Origin of the sequence: Kitasatospora sp. NPDC058406, assembly GCF_042722765.1 — a bacterium.
GTDB lineage: Bacteria > Actinomycetota > Actinomycetes > Streptomycetales > Streptomycetaceae > Kitasatospora.
Window position 1 is genome coordinate 1 of sequence record NZ_JBHXKE010000048.1, and the last position, 17,253, is coordinate 17,253.

Genomic DNA, 17,253 nt, shown 5'->3' on the forward strand with positions numbered 1-17,253 from the left:
CCTTTAGGGCCGGCGCCCTCGGCATGCCGTCATCAGCAGGGATAGCGGCGTGGCAGCCTCACCGGTGGCTGGCGCTGACGTGGCGCGGTCCTTCGCCGGGTAGAGCTTCGCGTGGGGCACTCGCACCTCCCACCACGGATCGCCCGGAGCGCAGACCAGCGCGGCCACCAGCTCGCGCTCGGTCAGGATCGGTAATACCAACGGGCCCCAGCTCCTCCGCCTCCCGGCCGCTGACGCACCGCGGGCACCCCAGCCGATCGGGGCCGGCCTTCACGGTCAGCTCCAGCATGGAGCCAGCCCTCCCACCGATCGAACCCCAGCACACCAGCACAGCCGCAGCACGGCGTTCGAGGAGGCGGTGGACGCCTAGTTCCTCATCGGCGTGGAGGGCTCTTGGCGGTTCAGCGGATCAGAATGTGGAGGGCTGGGATGCTGACTCCGCAGCCTGTCAGGCCCGCCAGGACGGCGCCGGCGGCCGGGCCTCCGCTCAAGTAAGTCAGACCGCCGGCGATCACCCCGATGAAGGCTCCCGCGAGGAGGATGATGGCGGTGCGCACTGTCAGGAGCGGGGCGGGCTCCGGCTCGGGCGGGTTCTGGGTGGGCAAACTCATGCGCTTCTCCGGCTTGCTGGCTGTGTTTCAGACGCCAGTTGGTATGTCGTGCTGTCCCCGGAACCCCACGGGCGACATCCGACCACAGGCCCTCGGAAGAATCTCGAGAAAGTCCGTGGGATGCCCGCAAGGGCGCCACGTAGAAGAGGCCAAACGACCGGAAAGGGGAGGCGATGCAGGGCGATGCGGCGGGCGGGCAGGTCGCGCCCGTGCACGTGCACGCCCGGGATCTACAACCTTCAGGTCGGCCGGGCCGAGTCGGCCTCGACCCAACGGTGCTGGCGCTGGACGCACCGGTGCCAGCAGAGGTCTTCCTGGCCGAGGAATCCCGGCTCGACCACGAATCGCTCTGCCTGCGGGAGAACATCGACCGCCGGATGGCGGATGCACACCTCGTCCGGCTGTTGGCCGACAAGGGCTTCGAGGGCACGGAGTACGACAGGTTCGTCACCGAGCTGGTCCGGTACGGGGTCGCCGTGCTGCGGGCATGGATGCACTCCGGATACGTCTTCAAGCTCGTCGCCGAGCGCGGTTTCGGCCTCAAGCCGAACGAATTCGAGCTGGAGGAACTGCACCGTGACGGCGAACTCCGGGACCAGTTGGCCACCATGATCGTCGCCAAGGCCCTGCCCCGGTTCCGCCGGCGGGCGTTAGTCGAAGGCGGCTGGCGATTCGAGGGCGGCGCCAGCATCACCACCTACTTCATGGGCGCGTGCGTCTACGACTTCCCCAACGAGTTCCGCAGCTGGCGGGCCAACGAGGAACGGCAGGCGCGGGCGCTGCGGAGGCAGAAGGCTGTCTATCGGGAACCGGTCAGCGCCCTGAGCGTCGCTGACGAGGTGCTCGGCAACCTGGAGGTGATCGCCGGCCTCGAACAGATCAAGAACAAGCAGACGAGGGACGCTGTGGTGCTGACCCTCGAAGGCTACTCACAGGAAGAGATCCGCGAGCTTCTGGGCGCCTCGAGCGCGCGGGCGATCGAGGGACTGATCTACCGGTGGCGCGTCGAGGAGAAGAAGAAGCGAGAGGGGCGTGACCGACGTGACTGACGACCAGGACTCCGGCGACTTCGACATGCTGTTCGGTCAGTCCTCTCTCGGGTCCAGCGGTGCCCGCCAGCTGAGCAGGCGCACCGCCCCCCAGCGTGCTCGTGATGTCCAGCAGATCAGCCTACTGCTGCGCACCACTCCCGTCCGTTCTAAGGGCTCGGCGGCGGACGAGCAGGGAGCGCGCAAGCTGGCCGAGCTGGCCCACTCCCTCGACAACCCTCAGTGGCTGTACCGCGTGGCCGTCGAAACGGGCCGCGCCAGTGCACTGGCTACCTTGGCCAGGCTGTGCGCACGGGCCGGGGACATGGCTGGCGCCGAGGCACTGTACACAGCCGCGCTCGAAGGCGGCGACAGCGGAGCCTCGGTGGCGCTGATGAGGCTACGCGGGAAGGCAGGGGAAGGTGCCCAACCCCTGCGGGAGTCGGAAACTGCGGGCGACGAGACCACGCTGCTGGCCGAGCTGGCGAAGATGCATGTGGGAGTCAGGGACACAGCGGAGGCGGAGGCGTTGTACCGGCTCGTCGCCAACGAGAGTGACACCGCTGCCCTGATCGTGCTGGCGAAGATGCGGGAGTGGACCGGGCACGTCGTCGATGCCCGAGCGCTCCGCCGAATCGCCACCACGGGCGGGAAAGCCGCTGCCCTGGCGAGGCTGGCGCGGCTGAGCGCGCGAACGGGCAACACCGCCAACGCCGAAGCACTGTACGAAGCGGCAACCGAAGCCGGTGACAGCGATGCTCAGACCGAGCTGGCGCAGTTGCGTGAACAGGCCGCACAGGCCGCAGAGGCGGAGCTGGCTTCCGACCGGGATGAACTGCCGACCGTCAGCCGACGGCCCGGACTGCGGCAGATGACACACGAGACGCTCTCGCAGAGCAAAGACCAGCGGTAAGACGGCAACGGCTGTCCGGGTTCTCCAACGCCTCGAGCAGGGAGTGCCAGCCTTGGCGACCGTAGCGCCACCACACCGGGCCGTGCTCGGCCAGCAGCTCCAGGGTGGTGATGATGACCGGCACCGCGTCGTCGTACTCGCGCCAGCCGTCCCCGTCGTTGTCGTACCGGGTGATGGTCCACCAGCCACCGCCCCAGGCGTCGCGCGCCAGGTCCGCCACCGCCTGCTGACGGTTGGCCAGGGCAACCGGTCCGGCGTCGGTGACGACCAGGGCGACCGGCGGGTAGCCAGGCTGGGTGTGGCCGGGCCAGGTCCGGCGCCACCAGTGCACCATCCGGCCGGCCGGGTCGTCGTCGGCCAGCGCGGGGTCGGTGCTCTTCACCTTGGTGCGGAACAGCTCGCGGTAGGCGGTGAACTTCGCGGCCACCCGCTGCGGCGACATCGTGGAGCGGTCGACCTCGACCATCAGCACCGGCACCCCGACCTCCGGGGCCTGCCACACCGCGTCCGGACGCACCTTTCGCCGGCCGCCCGGCAGCGGGAACTCGGCCTCGGTCGCCCAGTCGGTCACGGTGCCAACCCCGCCCGCGGCTCCGGGCGTGGTGCCGTCCCACTGCCTCACTTCGTCAGCGCGCTGGTGCTCAAGGTGAACAGGGTAATGAGCAGCGTGAGGCTAGCGCCGAAGGCAACCCCGGCGCGCAGCACTGCGGCTGGGAGGCTGGCACCGTCCATGCGAGCGAGTAGGCCGGCGCCTACGGCGACCAGAGCGGAGAGGAGAACTGCGGCGAGCAAAGCCATGGCGAGCAGGCTAAGCGTGGTCATGGTGGGGCTCATCGTTCGTCTTCCGTCCCGTCAAGAAGTTAGGTCAGAACGGAAGATGTCCTATTTCTCGTACACCGGTGTCCAGGTGGACGAAGATGAACGAGTCAGTACAAGGGTCCGTGGGAAGAGCTGTGAGCGAGGCGGTGCCAATGGTTGAGCTCGGTCAGTCGGCGCTCGTCGAGCTGAAGGAGCGTCTGCGACGACTGCGTACCGAGCAGCGTTTGTCGATGGCTGCGTTGGAGCGGCGGACGGGGCTGGGCCACACCACCGTCAGTCAGGCACTAAACGGGCCAAGGCACCCCAGCGAAGCCACTCTTGTCGCCTTGGCTCGGTCACTCGCCGTGGATCCCTCGCCGCTGCTGGAGCTGCGCCGCCAGGCCCTCCCAGCGTCGCCGGTGGTGACTGAGACGCATGATGTGGCGGGTACGAGCGCCGACCGGACATTCGAGGAGCGGTATCGGCGGTATGTGGTCGAGCGACATGGGCAGCTGTCCATAGTCGGGCTGGATCTGTCTGGGCCAGAGCGGGCTTGCTGGCCACTCGACGCCGCATACCTGAGCCTGGAGCTCTCCGCATTCTCATCGGTCGGAGCTTCGACCGGACTGGCTGGTCCGGGAGAGGTGGCAGAGGTTCAGGTGAAGCGGGCCGAGCAGGCTCTTGCCGGCCTGCGCCGTACGTTGGTTCGCGGGCTGGCGGGCAGCGGTAAGACCACCCTCCTGCAGTGGCTAGCTGTGAGTGTCGCCCGCCATGAGCTTCCCCAGGAGCTGGCTCACCTCAGTGGTTGTCTACCGTTCGTTCTGCCGTTGCGCACCTTGATGCGCCGCGGCCAAAAGCTGCCTGCGCCTCAGGAACTGCTCGGCGCGGTCGGCTGCCCGCTGGATGCAGTCCAGCCGCCTGGCTGGGCCGATCGGGTCTTGGCATCGGGGAAAGGACTGCTGCTAGTCGATGGCCTGGATGAGGTGCCTCAAGAGCGGCGGGCACACACTCGCGCCTGGCTGCGTGAGGTACTCGCCGCCTATCCGCAGGTGGGTCTTATGGCCACAACGCGGCCTTCGGCGGTGCCCGAGGGCTGGTTAGCGGACTATAGCTTCTCCGAGTTGACGGTCCACCCGATGAGTGCCCGAGACGTAGCCGCTTTTGTCGCTCGCTGGCACGCGGCAGCCGCCTCTAGTGCTTCAACCGACCAGGAGCGCGCTCACTTGGCCGGGTTGGAAGAAGCTCTGAAGGACACGGTACGCGCGCAGCGTGCCCTGTCCCAGCTGGCAACCACCCCTCTCCTATGCGCTCTGATGTGTGCACTGCACCGTGACCGGCGTGGTCACCTGCCCCAGGGGCGGATGGAGCTCTACGAGGCCGCGCTATCCGTGCTGCTGGTCCGCCGAGACCGTGAACGCGACATCGACGCACCCGAAGGCATCGTGGTCACCGAGCACGAGAGCATTCAGCTCCTGCAACGTCTGGCCTATTGGCTCATTCGCAACGGGCAGACCGAGATGGATTACGAGACCGCTCTTGCCCTCGTCGATGATGCTCTGCCTGCCATGCCCCAGGTCTCCGATCAAGGTGACGCGGCTGCTGTGCTCGCGCATCTCCTTGGGCGCAGTGGCCTGCTGCGCATGCCGACTGCCGACAGTGTCGACTTCGTCCATCGCACTTTTCAGGACTACCTCGGTGCCAAAGCGGCCGTCGAGAGTCACGACCTCCCTTTGCTCGTACGCCACGCGCATGACGACCAGTGGGAGGACGTCCTGCGCATGGCCGTCGGCCATGCTCGTCCCCGTGAACGTGCCTCGTTGCTGCGTCGATTGCTCGCTCGAGGTAGTCGTAGCCCTCGCCACCGCACTCGCCTCCACCTGCTGGCCACCGCATGCCTAGAGGTTGCCACGGAGCTCGACCCGGTCGTGCGGGAGGAAGTCCAAAGCCACACCGCTGCTCTTCTGCCCCCGCGAAGTCCTGAGGAGGCGCAGGAACTCGCCACGGTCGGCCCTGTCATTCTCGACCTCCTCCCAGGTCCTGTTGGTATCGAGGACGATGAAGCCGAAGCAGTGATCCGCACCGCTGGCCTCATCGGCGGCGACGCGGCCATGACCGTCATGAAGAAGTTCCGCGCCTGCGCACAAGATCAGGTGAAGTGGGAGTTGCAGTTCGCTTGGGGACGTTTCGATGCTGCCGATTACGCTCGCGAGATCCTCGGACATATTTCCGAACCCCGCTTGGTGACCGTGACCTCAGCGGAGCAGCTGGATGCTCTCAAGTCGTTGAAAACTCCTCCGCATGTCATCATCCGGGGGGATCTTCCCAGCGACTTAGTGACCGCTTCCATCGACCCGAGGAAAGTCGAATGGCTCGCATTCCACAACAACTCAACACTCCGCAGTCTGGGCTTCATACGCCCCTACACCGGACTGCGAGATCTGACCCTCCTCGAATGCCATGAAGAAATCGACATTTCAGCCCTCGCCGACTCTGGCGTCAGTGGGCTCCATCTGTTGAGATGCGATCTAGTCGGCGTCGAAGGGCTTGAGAGGCTGACTGGGCTCGAACGTCTGAGCCTCGACACGGCGCTGTCCGGCCACGACCTCGACGCACTTCCCGTCCGCGCCGATCTGGCCGAGCTGTACCTTGGGCCCACGGCATGCGCAGCTCTTGCTCTGCACGGCATCACTCGTTGGCCACGACTCACTTCCCTGAGCATAGGTGGCCCTGTTGCCGGTCTTGCAGAAGCTGCAACCCTTCCGAATCTCGAATACCTCTTCCTCCAGGGAGATTCCGGGATCTCGATCGGCGCGGACTTCCCTATCGCCCCGCAGGTCAGATTTCTCTTTCTGGGCAACTATACGGGACAGGACGATCTAGAGCTCTTCCGCAGCAAATTCCCCCGGATCCAGACGCTAACCATTGGATGCTCCGGAAGCCATCGAACTGTGGATATCTCACAATTTCGCGGCATCCCCGACCTCGCCATTCGTATCCTTGGAGCAACCGAGGTCCTCGGCGCCGAGCACTTCCCCACAGGCTCCGTCACCCGCACTCCTCGCCCCCGATCCTGACCGTCGCACACGGTGCCAGGGATACCGCCAGGTGGTCGGGCAGGTCCGCTATTCGGCGGTGATCAGGAAGTCCGTCAAGTTGCCGGGGCCGGCGGCCTCGCGGGCGTATTCGGCGACGTCGCGGCGGTGGCGCTCACCGCGCAGCGCGTGCTGGAGGGCGGTGTCGTGGTCGGGGTCGTAGCGCTCGGCCCGGGTATCGGTGGTGTGGTCGCGTACGCGCTGCCACTCGCCCAAGGCGTCGGCCGCGGTGGCGTGGGCGTCGTTCCGGGCCTGGTGCAGGACTTGCTGGATGTTCTCCGGGGTCATCCCGGCGGCCCGGCAGCGGACCCAGTGAGGGACGTCGCCGAGCAGCCCGTGCTCCTGGTCCTCGTCCTCGTCCTCGGTAAAGGGGGTACGGGCGGGGTGCTGAGCAAGGGCGGCGTGCAGCGTCGCGTCGGCCTCCCACGCCTCGGCATGGACGACGTGCTCCGGCAGGCCACCGCCGGGGCGGGCGGCGAGGACGATCCGGCCCCTCCCCCAAGGCGACCCAGCCGTCGAGGCCGTAGACGTCCTTCTCGGTCCAGCCGCGGGCCAGGTCGGCGCCTTGGTGGAGGGTGCGGATGCCGTCGTGGCCGCTCCAGCGCAGCCACATCGCGCCGCGCACCAGCGGGGATTCCAGGATCGGGCGACCCAGGTCCTGGTCAGCGGGCGCGGGCCGACTGCTGTGCGGGGCCAACTCCAGCCGGGGCGCGGCGCCGCGGGAGATCAGAACGGTGCCGGTCAACGGTGCCGGATCACTGGATCGGGGGAAGTGCCCCGAACTCCCGTGCCCTCCCACAGGGTGGAGGGGTTGATGTTGCGGCATGGGCTCGATGTGGTGTGGGGAGGACCGAGTGTCGGCGGTGGCCGGGACGGCGACGGCCGTTCAAGAACTCGATGAGGATCAGCGCGCGGCGCTCGATGCCTGCGTGGTCGCGGCACTGGCCTTGAGCAGCAGTGAGGGCGAGGCTCGGGGGCGGATGCAGCTGCTGATGGAGTGCTATGGCCGCTACGTACGTTCTTTCGGCGTCCTTGCGTCGGCGCCGTCGTACGCGGTGTTCACCGGCCGGCTACGCGGAACTCGGGTGACCGACCTTCTACCGGGACGGCCCCAGGGGTCAGTGCTCGGCGAGCTGTGGCTACTCGATGGCGACGGCATGCCCAGCTCGGTGCTGCACCGACTGGCGGTGGAAGCTGCCGAGCATGGCCACCAGGCCCCAGGGATCGGTGCCGACATCCGTCATCTACACAGTCTGCTGCGGGCGGTGGGAATGCTGCCAGCGAGTACCGGGTTGTCGCGAATTTCCGGTGAGACCGTCCAGCACGCGGTCTTCCGCGCGCTGAGGGCCGCCGGCTTCGAGGTGTACACCCGGAGCCGGGAGGCGATGGTGCGCACGCCTGTCCTGACACGGCGTGAGCTGTCCCGGAACACCGTGCTGGTCGAGCTGGGCGCGTACAACAAGATCTCCCCGACACGGCAGTTCGGCGGCCTGTGGGCGGCGTGCCCGATGTGCAAGTGGACGATGCGGGCCACCTTTCGCCCCGGCGGCGCGGTGGACCTTGAGTGCGAGGACGAGCGCCACGGCCTGTTAGGTGCCCGCTACCGGGCCGAGCCGGCTGCGGAGGGCTGGCGCCTGTCCCCGCGCGGCGAACTGCGCACTGTGCCGGAGCTGGTGCCCGTGGAGGGCTGCGTGGCGCTGCCCTACGCCCTGTGGCTGTGGGTGACGCTCCCGGGCCTGCTGGAGGTCGAGTTGCGTGACCGGCTGGTCGCCTCGGGCGCGCAGGTGCGGCTGTGGCCGTTCGGCGACGCCTACGACCTGCACGTCACCGGTCCTGGTCGGTCCCGGACGTGGCGCGTTGACGTCAAGACCTGGGCCGACCCGTACGGGCTGGCCCAGAAGCTGCGCGAGGACCCGGAGGGGCCCGGCGAGCTGTGCTTCGTGGTGCCTGAGCACCTGCGCGGGTACCTGCCGCTGCTGCGCCGGGCGGTGCGGGGCAGCAGCGCCCGTGTGCTGACCGACACCGATCTGGTGGCGGAGGTGGAGGGAGCGTGAGCAGGGCCCTGGCCGCAGCTCTGGCCCTGGCTGAGCACCTGCTGCCCGCCCGGTTCCGCGACGGACAGCAGGTGGTGCGTGTCGCGGACGCCCATGTCCTGCTGAGCGGGCACGCGCCGCGCGTCGTGGCTGCATGGGAGATGTGGCCCGAGGCGGACAAGCAGCGCCTGGGCGCGCTGCTGGGGATCCGCCACCGGGGGGAGGCGCTGCTGCACCATGTCGAACGGGCCGTCCATGATGTCTTCCACACCTCGGACGTGGACGACCCGCTGCCCTCCCTCTATGCGCTCTGGTACAGCGAGCGGGGGCGGGCGCTCGAAGTGCTGCCCGTTCACGGGCAGGATCCCGCGGACGTCGCCGACCGTTTGCTCACGGCGACCGGGCGTCGGCGGGCTCTGCGGGTCGCCAGCGGATCGGGCTGGTCGGCACCGACCTCGCGCGGGCGGGTCCAGCTCGCCTTCCCGGACGAGCAGGGGGTGTACAGGCCGCCCCGGGTCGTGACCGCGCCGTCGGTGGACCTGGTGGTGGACGCCGACGAACTCGGCTGGCAGAGCCGGGACACCGACGAGGACATGGAGGGTCCGGCCTTCCGCGAGAAGCAGATCGCGCTGCTGCTGCGCGGGACGATCGGGGGCGGACGGCGCCCCCTGGAGCCTGTCGTCCTGCCGCCGGGACGCATGCACCTGCTGAGCGCGCCTCCGGGCGTGGGCAAGAACGTCTTCGGCCGGGGGCTGGCGATCCAGCAGGCAGGCATGGATCGCACCACCGTGCTGGTGGTCAGCGACAACGGCGATGTGTACGACGAGGCCGCCACCTTGCAGCAGGAGCTGCGGGCGGCAGGCGTCAAGGCGACGGCCACGCCGTTCATCGCCCCCAACAGCCGCTATGCCTTCGCGCTGCGCTCCGCCGCGAAGCTGGAGGGTACCGGCGTGCCGCTGGCGCAGGCGTCGGCGAGCATCGGTTTCCTCATCGACAACTCCGCCTACGGGTGCGCCGCGCAGGCGCAGCTCGAGGGCCGCGACCTGTTCGAGGGCGGCAGGGAGCCGTGCACGGTCACCGCATCGGACGCTTTCGGCCAGCCGGAACGGGCGCTGTGTCCGTACGTGTCGTCCTGCGGGAAGTTCTCCCACGTCGATGCCGCGACGACGGCCAGGATCATCGTGACCACCCACGCGTGCTTCCAGTCCGGGATGATCAAGGTTCCGGTAGAGGTCGACGGGGAGGTCCGCAACAGCATCAGCGTGCGGGAGTTCCTTCTGCGCCTGGCGTCCTACGTGGTCGTCGACGAGGTCGACGCCTACCAGTCGAAGGGGTTCGACGAGTGCGGCGTGCTGGAGCTCGCGTCCCGCTCCCGCCCGAACACGGTGCTGCGGCAGATCCGCGACAGCCTGCACCAGGCGCCGCCACGGCTGGCGGTGGCGGTGCGCCGACCGCTGACCCGGGCGGTGTTCCTGGCCGAGCAGTTGCTCGACCTGGTGGCCGGCGAGGAGGTGTGCACCGAGGTCGCCCAGGCGCGGGCTCTGGCCCGCGGGCAGGACCCGCGCCGGGCCCGGCAGGTGGTGCAGGACCGCAAGCGCTGGTACCAGCCCCACCGGTGGGACCGGCACCTGCTGGAGAACCTGATCGGAGTGGATGCCGAGGCCGCAGCCACTGCGGAGCAGGCTGAGTGCCTGCAAGCCCTACTCCCGCCCGTGGCTACGCGGCCGGGTGACCGATCCTCCCGTGCCGTGCTGCCGGATCGACTGCTGCCCGTCCCGGACGTGCTGCAGCGGATGCTCACCATCGACGAGGGCGGCGAGTGGCAACTGGCCCCCCTCAAGGACGAGTTGCGGGAGATCATCTCTGCCGCGCTGCCCGCCTGCACTGCCACCGAGGGCGGAGGCGACGGGGCACCTGTCGAATCGGCGGTGCCGGCGCAGCGCGGGTCCGGCGGCCCGGGGCCGGTGGGGGTAGTCACGCACGCCGAGGCCACCGCGGGCATCCTGCACGCACTGATGATGAAGACGTGGCTGACGGCCATCGTCCACACGATGTTCGACCTGACAGACCGGGCGGGCGAGCTCGCCGGGCACGGCATCGACGCGGCCTCCACACTCGCCGACGCGATCGGCCACCAGGGCGCCGGCACCGTCGTCCCGTTCGGCCCGCTGGGCCGCCAGCTGGGCGGGTTCCGCTTCGAGGGGCTGGACGACCCGGGCGGACATGCGAGTTTGAAGATGGAGGTGCTACGCGCCGACCCCCACACCGAGACGCAGTTCCTCGGCAGTGTCGTCTCCCTCGCCCTGAGCGGCCGCCAACGCACCGTGGTGGGCATGTCCGCCACCGGTTACATGCCGGGCGCGGCTCGCACCCACCTGCTCGCCCGCCCCGACTGGGCGATGCCCGACACCCTCCAAGGCGGCCTGAGCATCTTCAACAGCACTCCCGTCGCCGACGGGAAATGCCTGGCCGTCGGCAGCACGCCCTACCGCGAACGAGACCAGCGGGTCGTCTCGCTGGCCGCCGGCTACGCGCCGGGCCTGGTCCGCGACCTGGCCCGGCTGGCCGCGGATCTGCGTACCCGGCACCGCGCGCGGGCGCTGGTCACCGTCAACTCCTACCGGCAGGCCCGCCTGTTCGCCCAGGCCCTGTACGACACTGCGCTCGCCCTCGGACGGCGGCTGCGGATCTACGTCGCCGTCGCGGACACCCCCGACCCCTCCCTGCCGCCGGTGTGCGACGCGATCGGCCAGCTCACCCGCGACCGTTTCTCGGAACTGGCCGACCTCGACGGCGAAGTACTCATCTCGCCTCTGCCGCGCACCGAACGGGGCCTGAACGTACTGACCGTGTTCGAGGGCGTCGCCGTCTCCGCCATCACCCTGATCGCCATGGCTGTGCGGCCGGTCATGCCGGCCGACGAGGCACCGGTGCTGGCCGCCAGCGTCGCCGCCCGGGCCTGGCGCGACACCGCTCCCGGCGACGACCCCGCTGCCGTCCTGGCCCGGGCCCGCGCGGCGGCCGAGGCACACCTGCGCCTCAACCTGAATGCGCCCAAGCGCTTCTCCGCCCTGCCCGACGAGCTGAAGCATGAACTCGTCGCCACCCTCCTGGGCCAGGGCGTCCAGCTGGCCGGCCGCGGACGCCGCGGGCAGACCCACGTCGAGCTCCACTTCATCGACGGCGCCTTCCACGACCCGACCTGGGGATCCGACCTGCCCACCCTGGTGCGGGGCCTGCTCGAGCAGTCCCCGCCGGGCGACCTCGCCCAGCTCGGCGCCTGCTACGGCCACACCATCGAGGAAATCGCCGAGTACGCCCACGCCCAGCACCTGCTCCCCGCGCTGCGCGCGGGCTTCCACTCCTACCTGGGGGAGTACGCATGAGCCGCCCGCTCGACAGCGTCGCCCGCAAGCAGGCCCGCCTGCTGCAGTTCCGCACCGCACCATCCGACCTGGGGCAGGTGATCGCCTACCGGCCCGCCGCCCCCGTCTTGGACCTGGCCGGGGAGCTTGCGCAGGAGTACAAGCGCAACGTTGGCTCCGGCCTGGAGGTGCAGCCGCCCTACCGCGCGCTGGAGTCCGTTCTGCGCGCGGCCGCGGGTACCTGGGCGCGCTGGCAGTGGAACGACGACAGCTACGAACTGCTGTGCGCGGCGCCGATCAGCGCCGAGGACCGGCGCGACGTGTTCAGCTACTGGGCCGAAGCCGTAGTCCCCGGCCTTGACGGCCGGCGCATCGGCGAGCAGCTGGCCGAACTCCTCGCCCGGGCCGAACCCCGCCCCGCCGTCCTGCCCGAGCCGCCCCGCGCCGGCAGGCGCTCACGCGGCTGGTGGCCGGGCGAACTCGCCCGCTGGCGCCTGGCCGAGGAACTCGCCGCCCTCGAGTGGCCCCGCAACAACGGCACACCCGTCCGCTTCGCCCTGTGCACCGACGGCCGCCTGGCCGCGATCGGCCACGAGCTGCCCGCCGAACCCGACCGCAAAGGCATCGTGCGCCACCTGCTGCCCCGGATCACCATCGGCACCGCTGCCAGCGGGCACTCTGGGCGCCACGCACTGACCGTCAACGCCGTCACCACCCTCCTCGCCACCTCCTGGAAGGGTGTCGCCACCGTCCTGCTGGCCAACCCCGACCAGCCGCTCGTCGTTGCCGCGGCCACCGACGGCCCGCCGTGGAAGCGCCGCCTGAACGTCCCCGCGGTCGCCGCCAGCCGCCGCCTGGCCGCCCTGCCCCGCCTGAGTAAGAACGTGCCGCCCTTCCCCGAACACCTCGCCGCCGGCGCCCTCGCCGATGCCGCCCCGGGGCCGGTGTGGGCCGTCGCCCCCGCCAGCGTCCGCACGCCCGGGCTGGGCCGCGGACACGGCATGGAACTTTTCCGCCGCATCGAGGAGGCCATCGACACCCGGTGCGAGAAGTACAGCCACCGCAGTCCCGTGTTCATCGAGGTCCCCGGCATCAAGGTGCCGCCCACCGAGAGCGGCTCGCGCGTCAGCGGACCTATCTCGCCGGAGCGGATCCCTGCGGCGCTGGACGCCGCTGGCGTGGGCGCCCTCCTCGTCCCCGTTCTGTGGAGCACCGACGAGGTCCGCGCCCGGGTGAAGGCCGCGATCGCCGCCCAGTGGGGCTGCGGTGAGGACTGGAAGGCCGTCGAAGGCGTCGCCGAGCCCGCGGCCAGCGGGCGTATCGAGGTCGTCTTTCTCCACGACAAGGCTGGCGCGCTGGGCCACGGGCCGCATACAAGCGCGGAGCGCGAGCGGGACCTGGCCCAGATGCTCGCCCCCTACATTCGCGAGGACACCCTCGTCGCGGCGATCTGCGAGACCGACTGGGACCCCGACCGCTGGTACCCGAGCGTCGAAGACCGCGAGAAGGCCGAGGCCGAAGACGGCAAGTGGCCCTCAAAGCAGGCTCTGGCGCGCCTCTCGGCGACCTCCCAGTACATCAAGCAGGCCCCGCCGCCGGTCCCCACCCACACCCGGGAGGGCAAGCCCTACAACGAGAAGTACCGGGCGAAGAAGGTCGCCTCCCGTCAGAGCGGCCTGGACAGCTCGACCGCGAACGTGCTGCGCGAGATCCTCAGCGGTGTCGGCGCCACCGACCACCGCCTGGGCGCCGCGTTCGGGAAACTGCCGCTTGAGAACTGGTGGCACATCGGCATCCACGTCCGTCGCCACGCCCAGCGCCGCACGCCCGGCCGGCCCCGCAGCACCGAACCGGCACCGATCACCGCGACCCTCACCGCCATGCGCCCCACCAGCGGGAAGGACGACCCCTGGCAGATCTGGGCCTACAGCCCACAGGCCGGGCGGTGGCTGTCCCACAGCCCGGCCGTCACCGCGCTGCACGCCGCCGGCCTCGCCTGGGACGTCACCGGCTACCGTGCCGCCGCGGACGAGCACCTCCAGGCCCGCGCCGCCGCGGACATCGTCGAACAGGCCCTCATCGCCACCCGCACGCAACTGCCCGAAGCAGCCCCTGCGGTGCTCTACGTCGACGGCGACAGCGCCGAGTACATCTGGGCGGGCCTCACCGACGAAGCTCTGGGCCAGAACCCGCCCTCCAACCTGTCCCGCCCGGCCTCCTGGCTGCCCGGCCACAGCCTCCCCCGCGCCCAGCGCCCCCTGGCCACCGTCCGCGTCATTGGCGACCTGGAACGCATCGGCCGCCCCACCGGTGCCCATATGCGCACCAGCGACGGCACCTGGCGCGCCACCGACACCACCAACAGCTTCTTCCAGCTCACCACCGACGACGGCACCCTTACTTACCCCGACTTCCTGCTCGTCAACGTCCCCCGCGTCTGGGCCGCCGGCCCCGCCGGCCGCTTCGGGAAAGACGAGACACGCTTCGACAGCGGCAGCCAGAGCAAGAACGGCTACGCCCACACCGCCACCCGGTTCACCGTCATCACCCAGAGCACCGGCGCCGACTGCGACCTCATCGGCGCTGTCGCCGCCGTCCTAACCAACCAGGGCATCACCTCCGACGTCCGCCAAAGCACCCCCACGCCCCTCCACCTCGCCCGCAGGATGGACTCCACCCACCCCTACTACCGCCGCACCGCAGAGAGCCTCGAAGACGTCCCCGAAGCCGACGACGGGAGCACCGCGCAGGAGGAGACGGCCAGCCTGTGACCTGGGGCGCGGTGGCACGGACGAGGAAACAGCTGGAAGAAGCGCGCGCCTATCTCGACGCCGCATGCGCGGCCCAGCCGGAGGTCACCCTGGGCCACACAGTGAAAGGGATGGTGGGCCGGCCCAGAGCGGGTCAGGCTTGCCCGCCCGGCAGGTCGAGGCGCTGGGCCGCGGCCATCCGGAGCAAGAGGAGGAGGCGACGCCGCTGGGTGGTGGTCACTCGTCTCCTTCCGGGGAGCGGGCCGTCCCGGCCTGGGCGGCCCGGGACGGGCGGGCGTTGGTCGGGGCGGGTCAGTCGGCGACGGTCTCGGCGTGCCGGGTGAGCGCGTCTAGGAGCGCGGTCTGGTGGTCGGTCAGCTTACCCTCGGTGCGGGCCTTGTCCTGCTTGCGCAGCCAGGCGCCGGGGCGGAAGGTCGGGTCCGCCTCGCCGCCGGTGCGATTCGCCGGACCGGCCAGAGTGCCGCCAGCGGCGAGGTAGGCGAGCAGGCGCCGGTAGGAGCGGTTCCAGTCCGGCTCCAGGCGCCACAGCTCGTCCAGCCCGTCGAGCTTGGCGACCTGGTCCTTGGTCAGGTTCTCGGCCTTGCGCTGGCGGCGCATCCACGCACCCACGGCGTGGTCATCCAGCTTCGCGGTCGCCGGGATCGCGAGGTGGCCGTGCCGGCGGTGGAACGCGGCGGCGTGCGCGGCGCCCCTCTCCCAGGCGTTGGCGTTCTTCGACCAGATCATGCCGAGCGCGTCCAGCTCGCTGACGCGGGCGGGGTCGAGCAGGCTCTGCCCGTTGAGGTGGCGCTGGCGGGTGAGCCAGGAGATCAGCTCGGCGTGCTTCGTCTTGTCGGTGGGGTCGAGGTGGCCGTGCTGGAGGTGGAAGACCGCCGCGACCGCGTGCATCCGCTGCCACTCGACCGCCCGCGGATTGAACGCCCGCAGCTTCACCGTCTGGAGGATGGCGTTCGCGTGGTGCTTGGCGTTGATCCGTAGCCACTCGATCGGCGACTCCGCAACGGCGGGCTGCTGCTCTCCCTCGCCGGTGCTGGCCCCGGGGCTCTCGCCCTCGGATGCCCTGGCCGTGGTGGTGTGCTCCTGGGAGCGGCTGGCGCGCAGCTCGGTGATCCGGCCCACCACCCGGGCGTCGTGGGCGGCTAGGGCCCGCAGGACCCGCCAGATGGTGCGGAACGACGATGCTTCGATCTCGGCGTCGGCCTCCGCCTTCACCGCCTCCCCGGCGTCGTGGACCTCGGCCGGGTCGGCGGCGGTGTCGTCGCCGACGGCGGGGCTGGGCAGGTAGACGGGGATGATGATCCAGGACACCTTGCCCTGCCGGTATGCCTGGCGCAGCGCGCGGCCGACGGCCTGGACGATATCGATGACGCTCGATTTCGGATCGCTGAAGACGACGGAGTCCACGCTTCTGACGTCGATGCCTTCGGACAGGAGTCGGGCGTTGGCGAGGATGCCGCACTCTTCGCCGTCGTCGCCAGTGTGGGCCTTGAACTCGGCGAAGGCCTTGCGGCGGACCGTGAGGCGGTCGGTTCCGGCGACCGCCTTCGCCCAGATCCGCTCGGGCCGGTCCGCGTCCTGCAGCAGTTCTGAGGTCTCCAGCAGGGTGTCGGCGAACTCGCGGGCGGCGCTGACCCGGGAGTGGAAGGTGATCACGCGGCGCAGGCCGAGGTCGGCGATGGCGCGCAGCACCGCGATCTGCAGGGCGAGGCGCAGCAGTTCCTCGTTGGAGCGCTGGCTGCGCAGGTCGGCGACGGCGGGCAGGTTGAGGAGCTCGCGCAGGTCCTCGTCGGTGACGACGGGCACCAGGACGCGGTAGTCGGCGAGGTAGCCGTGCTCGATGCCCTGTCCGAGCGTCCAGGTGAAGACGGTTTCGCCGTAGATTCGGCTGTCCGTCATGGAGCAGAGCGCGGGCAGCGCCTGGCCGTCGGCGGCGTCGGTGGCGGTGAGGTCGGCCAGGCCGTCCTTCGCCTTCCGGTCATCGGCGATCTTCGGCGTCGCCGTGAAGTACAGGCGGCGCTTCGCGGGCACCTTGTCGTCGGTGTGGACGGCCGCCCAGGCCTTCCCTTCGGAGCCGGCGGTCCTGTGCGCCTCGTCGATCACCACCAGGTCCCACATTGGCAGGCCGAAGTCGCGGTGAGCCGCCACGATCCGCTCAAGGCTGGCGTAGGTGGCGTACACGGTCGCCGACTCGCCGGGCTTCGCGGCGGCGACCAGGTCCGCGATCCGCGGCGCCTGCGTCGACACCTCCACACGCACCCGCCCGCCCGCCTCCGCGCTCTCCAGCGCCTCCTCGCGCGAGCACGCCGCCACCGCCAGCCCGCGGCGACCGCCCCGCAGCGACCACGCCTCGGCGGTCTGCTCCAACAGCTCGATCGTCGGCACCAGCACCAGCACCCGCCCCCGCGCCGCCAGACGCCGGGCGCAGCCGGCCGCGATGAGGGTCTTGCCGGAGCCGGTCGCGGCCACGACGGTGGCGCGGCCGCCGTCGCGAACCTCCTTCACCGCGGCCGCCACCGCGTCCTTCTGGAACCAGTGCAGCGGCAAGGGGTTGAGCGCCCCGGTCGGCTGCTGCGGGACCGGCTGCCCGGCGTCGGCGCGGAACGCAGCCGGCACATCGGCCTCGGTGGTGGTCTCCACGGCGG

The 17,253-nt window shown here is 70.3% G+C and carries 11 protein-coding genes; 6 read left to right on the plus strand and 5 right to left on the minus strand.

Translation table 11 applies throughout. The features are described 5' to 3' along the window. Positions 1-401: 401 nt before the first annotated feature. Positions 402-611 carry a hypothetical protein gene (locus tag ACFWOG_RS12305; RefSeq protein ID WP_380357409.1) on the minus strand — a complete coding sequence of 70 codons (210 nt, stop codon included), beginning with the start codon at positions 609-611 and terminating at the stop codon, positions 402-404. 173 nt (positions 612-784) lie between these two features. On the opposite strand from ACFWOG_RS12305, the gene ACFWOG_RS12310 reads away from it, so the two are divergent. Together ACFWOG_RS12310 and ACFWOG_RS12315 are read left to right on the plus strand one after the other, a co-directional pair. Then, positions 785-1,660 carry a hypothetical protein gene (locus tag ACFWOG_RS12310; RefSeq protein WP_380357412.1) on the plus strand — a complete coding sequence of 292 codons (876 nt, stop codon included), beginning with the start codon at positions 785-787 and terminating at the stop codon, positions 1,658-1,660. Continuing rightward, positions 1,644-2,552: a tetratricopeptide repeat protein gene (locus ACFWOG_RS12315; protein ID WP_380357414.1), complete on the plus strand. Its 909-nt coding sequence runs from the start codon at positions 1,644-1,646 to the stop codon at positions 2,550-2,552. The genes ACFWOG_RS12310 and ACFWOG_RS12315 overlap by 17 nt, the downstream gene beginning before the upstream one ends. On the opposite strand, the gene ACFWOG_RS12320 is transcribed toward ACFWOG_RS12315, so the two are convergent. Then, positions 2,485-3,123 carry a replication-relaxation family protein gene (locus ACFWOG_RS12320; protein ID WP_380357417.1) on the minus strand — a complete coding sequence of 213 codons (639 nt, stop codon included), beginning with the start codon at positions 3,121-3,123 and terminating at the stop codon, positions 2,485-2,487. The genes ACFWOG_RS12315 and ACFWOG_RS12320 overlap by 68 nt on opposite strands. Before the next feature lie 47 nt (positions 3,124-3,170). Then, positions 3,171-3,386 (minus strand): hypothetical protein, encoded by a 216-nt coding sequence (locus tag ACFWOG_RS12325; protein ID WP_380357420.1) that lies wholly within the window; start codon positions 3,384-3,386, stop codon positions 3,171-3,173. A 119-nt stretch (positions 3,387-3,505) separates the two neighbouring features. Between ACFWOG_RS12325 and ACFWOG_RS12330 the strand changes: the two genes are divergently transcribed. After that, a complete protein-coding gene (locus ACFWOG_RS12330; RefSeq protein WP_380357422.1) occupies positions 3,506-6,424 on the plus strand; it encodes an NACHT domain-containing protein in 2,919 nt (972 codons plus the stop codon). 48 nt (positions 6,425-6,472) lie between these two features. Here the strand turns inward: ACFWOG_RS12330 and ACFWOG_RS12335 are convergent, their stop codons facing one another. Then, a complete protein-coding gene (locus ACFWOG_RS12335; protein ID WP_380357425.1) occupies positions 6,473-6,730 on the minus strand; it encodes a hypothetical protein in 258 nt (85 codons plus the stop codon). A gap of 1,004 nt (positions 6,731-7,734) precedes the next feature. On the opposite strand from ACFWOG_RS12335, the gene ACFWOG_RS12340 reads away from it, so the two are divergent. The 3 genes from ACFWOG_RS12340 to ACFWOG_RS12350 are packed head-to-tail and all read left to right on the plus strand — an operon-like array spanning position 7,735 to position 14,611. Continuing rightward, positions 7,735-8,496 carry a hypothetical protein gene (locus ACFWOG_RS12340; RefSeq protein WP_380357428.1) on the plus strand — a complete coding sequence of 254 codons (762 nt, stop codon included), beginning with the start codon at positions 7,735-7,737 and terminating at the stop codon, positions 8,494-8,496. Then, complete coding sequence (locus ACFWOG_RS12345) at positions 8,493-11,861, plus strand: hypothetical protein (protein ID WP_380357430.1); 3,369 nt, start codon at positions 8,493-8,495, stop codon at positions 11,859-11,861. Before ACFWOG_RS12340 ends, ACFWOG_RS12345 begins: the two co-directional genes overlap by 4 nt. Beyond that, a complete protein-coding gene (locus ACFWOG_RS12350; RefSeq protein ID WP_380357438.1) occupies positions 11,858-14,611 on the plus strand; it encodes an RNAseH domain-containing protein in 2,754 nt (917 codons plus the stop codon). The genes ACFWOG_RS12345 and ACFWOG_RS12350 overlap by 4 nt, the downstream gene beginning before the upstream one ends. 291 nt (positions 14,612-14,902) lie before the next feature. Here the strand turns inward: ACFWOG_RS12350 and ACFWOG_RS12355 are convergent, their stop codons facing one another. Next, entirely contained in the window at positions 14,903-17,248 is a 2,346-nt protein-coding gene (locus tag ACFWOG_RS12355) for a Helicase associated domain protein (RefSeq protein WP_380357441.1), read from the minus strand. Between the last annotated feature and the right edge of the window lie 5 nt (positions 17,249-17,253).

Coding starts and splice junctions, on each gene's coding strand:
- ACFWOG_RS12305 (WP_380357409.1), bottom strand. CDS start 611: ATGAGTTTGCCCACCCAGAACCCGCCCGAGCCGGAGCCCGCCCCGCTC.
- ACFWOG_RS12310 (WP_380357412.1), top strand. CDS start 785: ATGCAGGGCGATGCGGCGGGCGGGCAGGTCGCGCCCGTGCACGTGCAC.
- ACFWOG_RS12325 (WP_380357420.1), bottom strand. CDS start 3,386: ATGAGCCCCACCATGACCACGCTTAGCCTGCTCGCCATGGCTTTGCTC.
- ACFWOG_RS12335 (WP_380357425.1), bottom strand. CDS start 6,730: ATGACCCCGGAGAACATCCAGCAAGTCCTGCACCAGGCCCGGAACGAC.
- ACFWOG_RS12350 (WP_380357438.1), top strand. CDS start 11,858: ATGAGCCGCCCGCTCGACAGCGTCGCCCGCAAGCAGGCCCGCCTGCTG.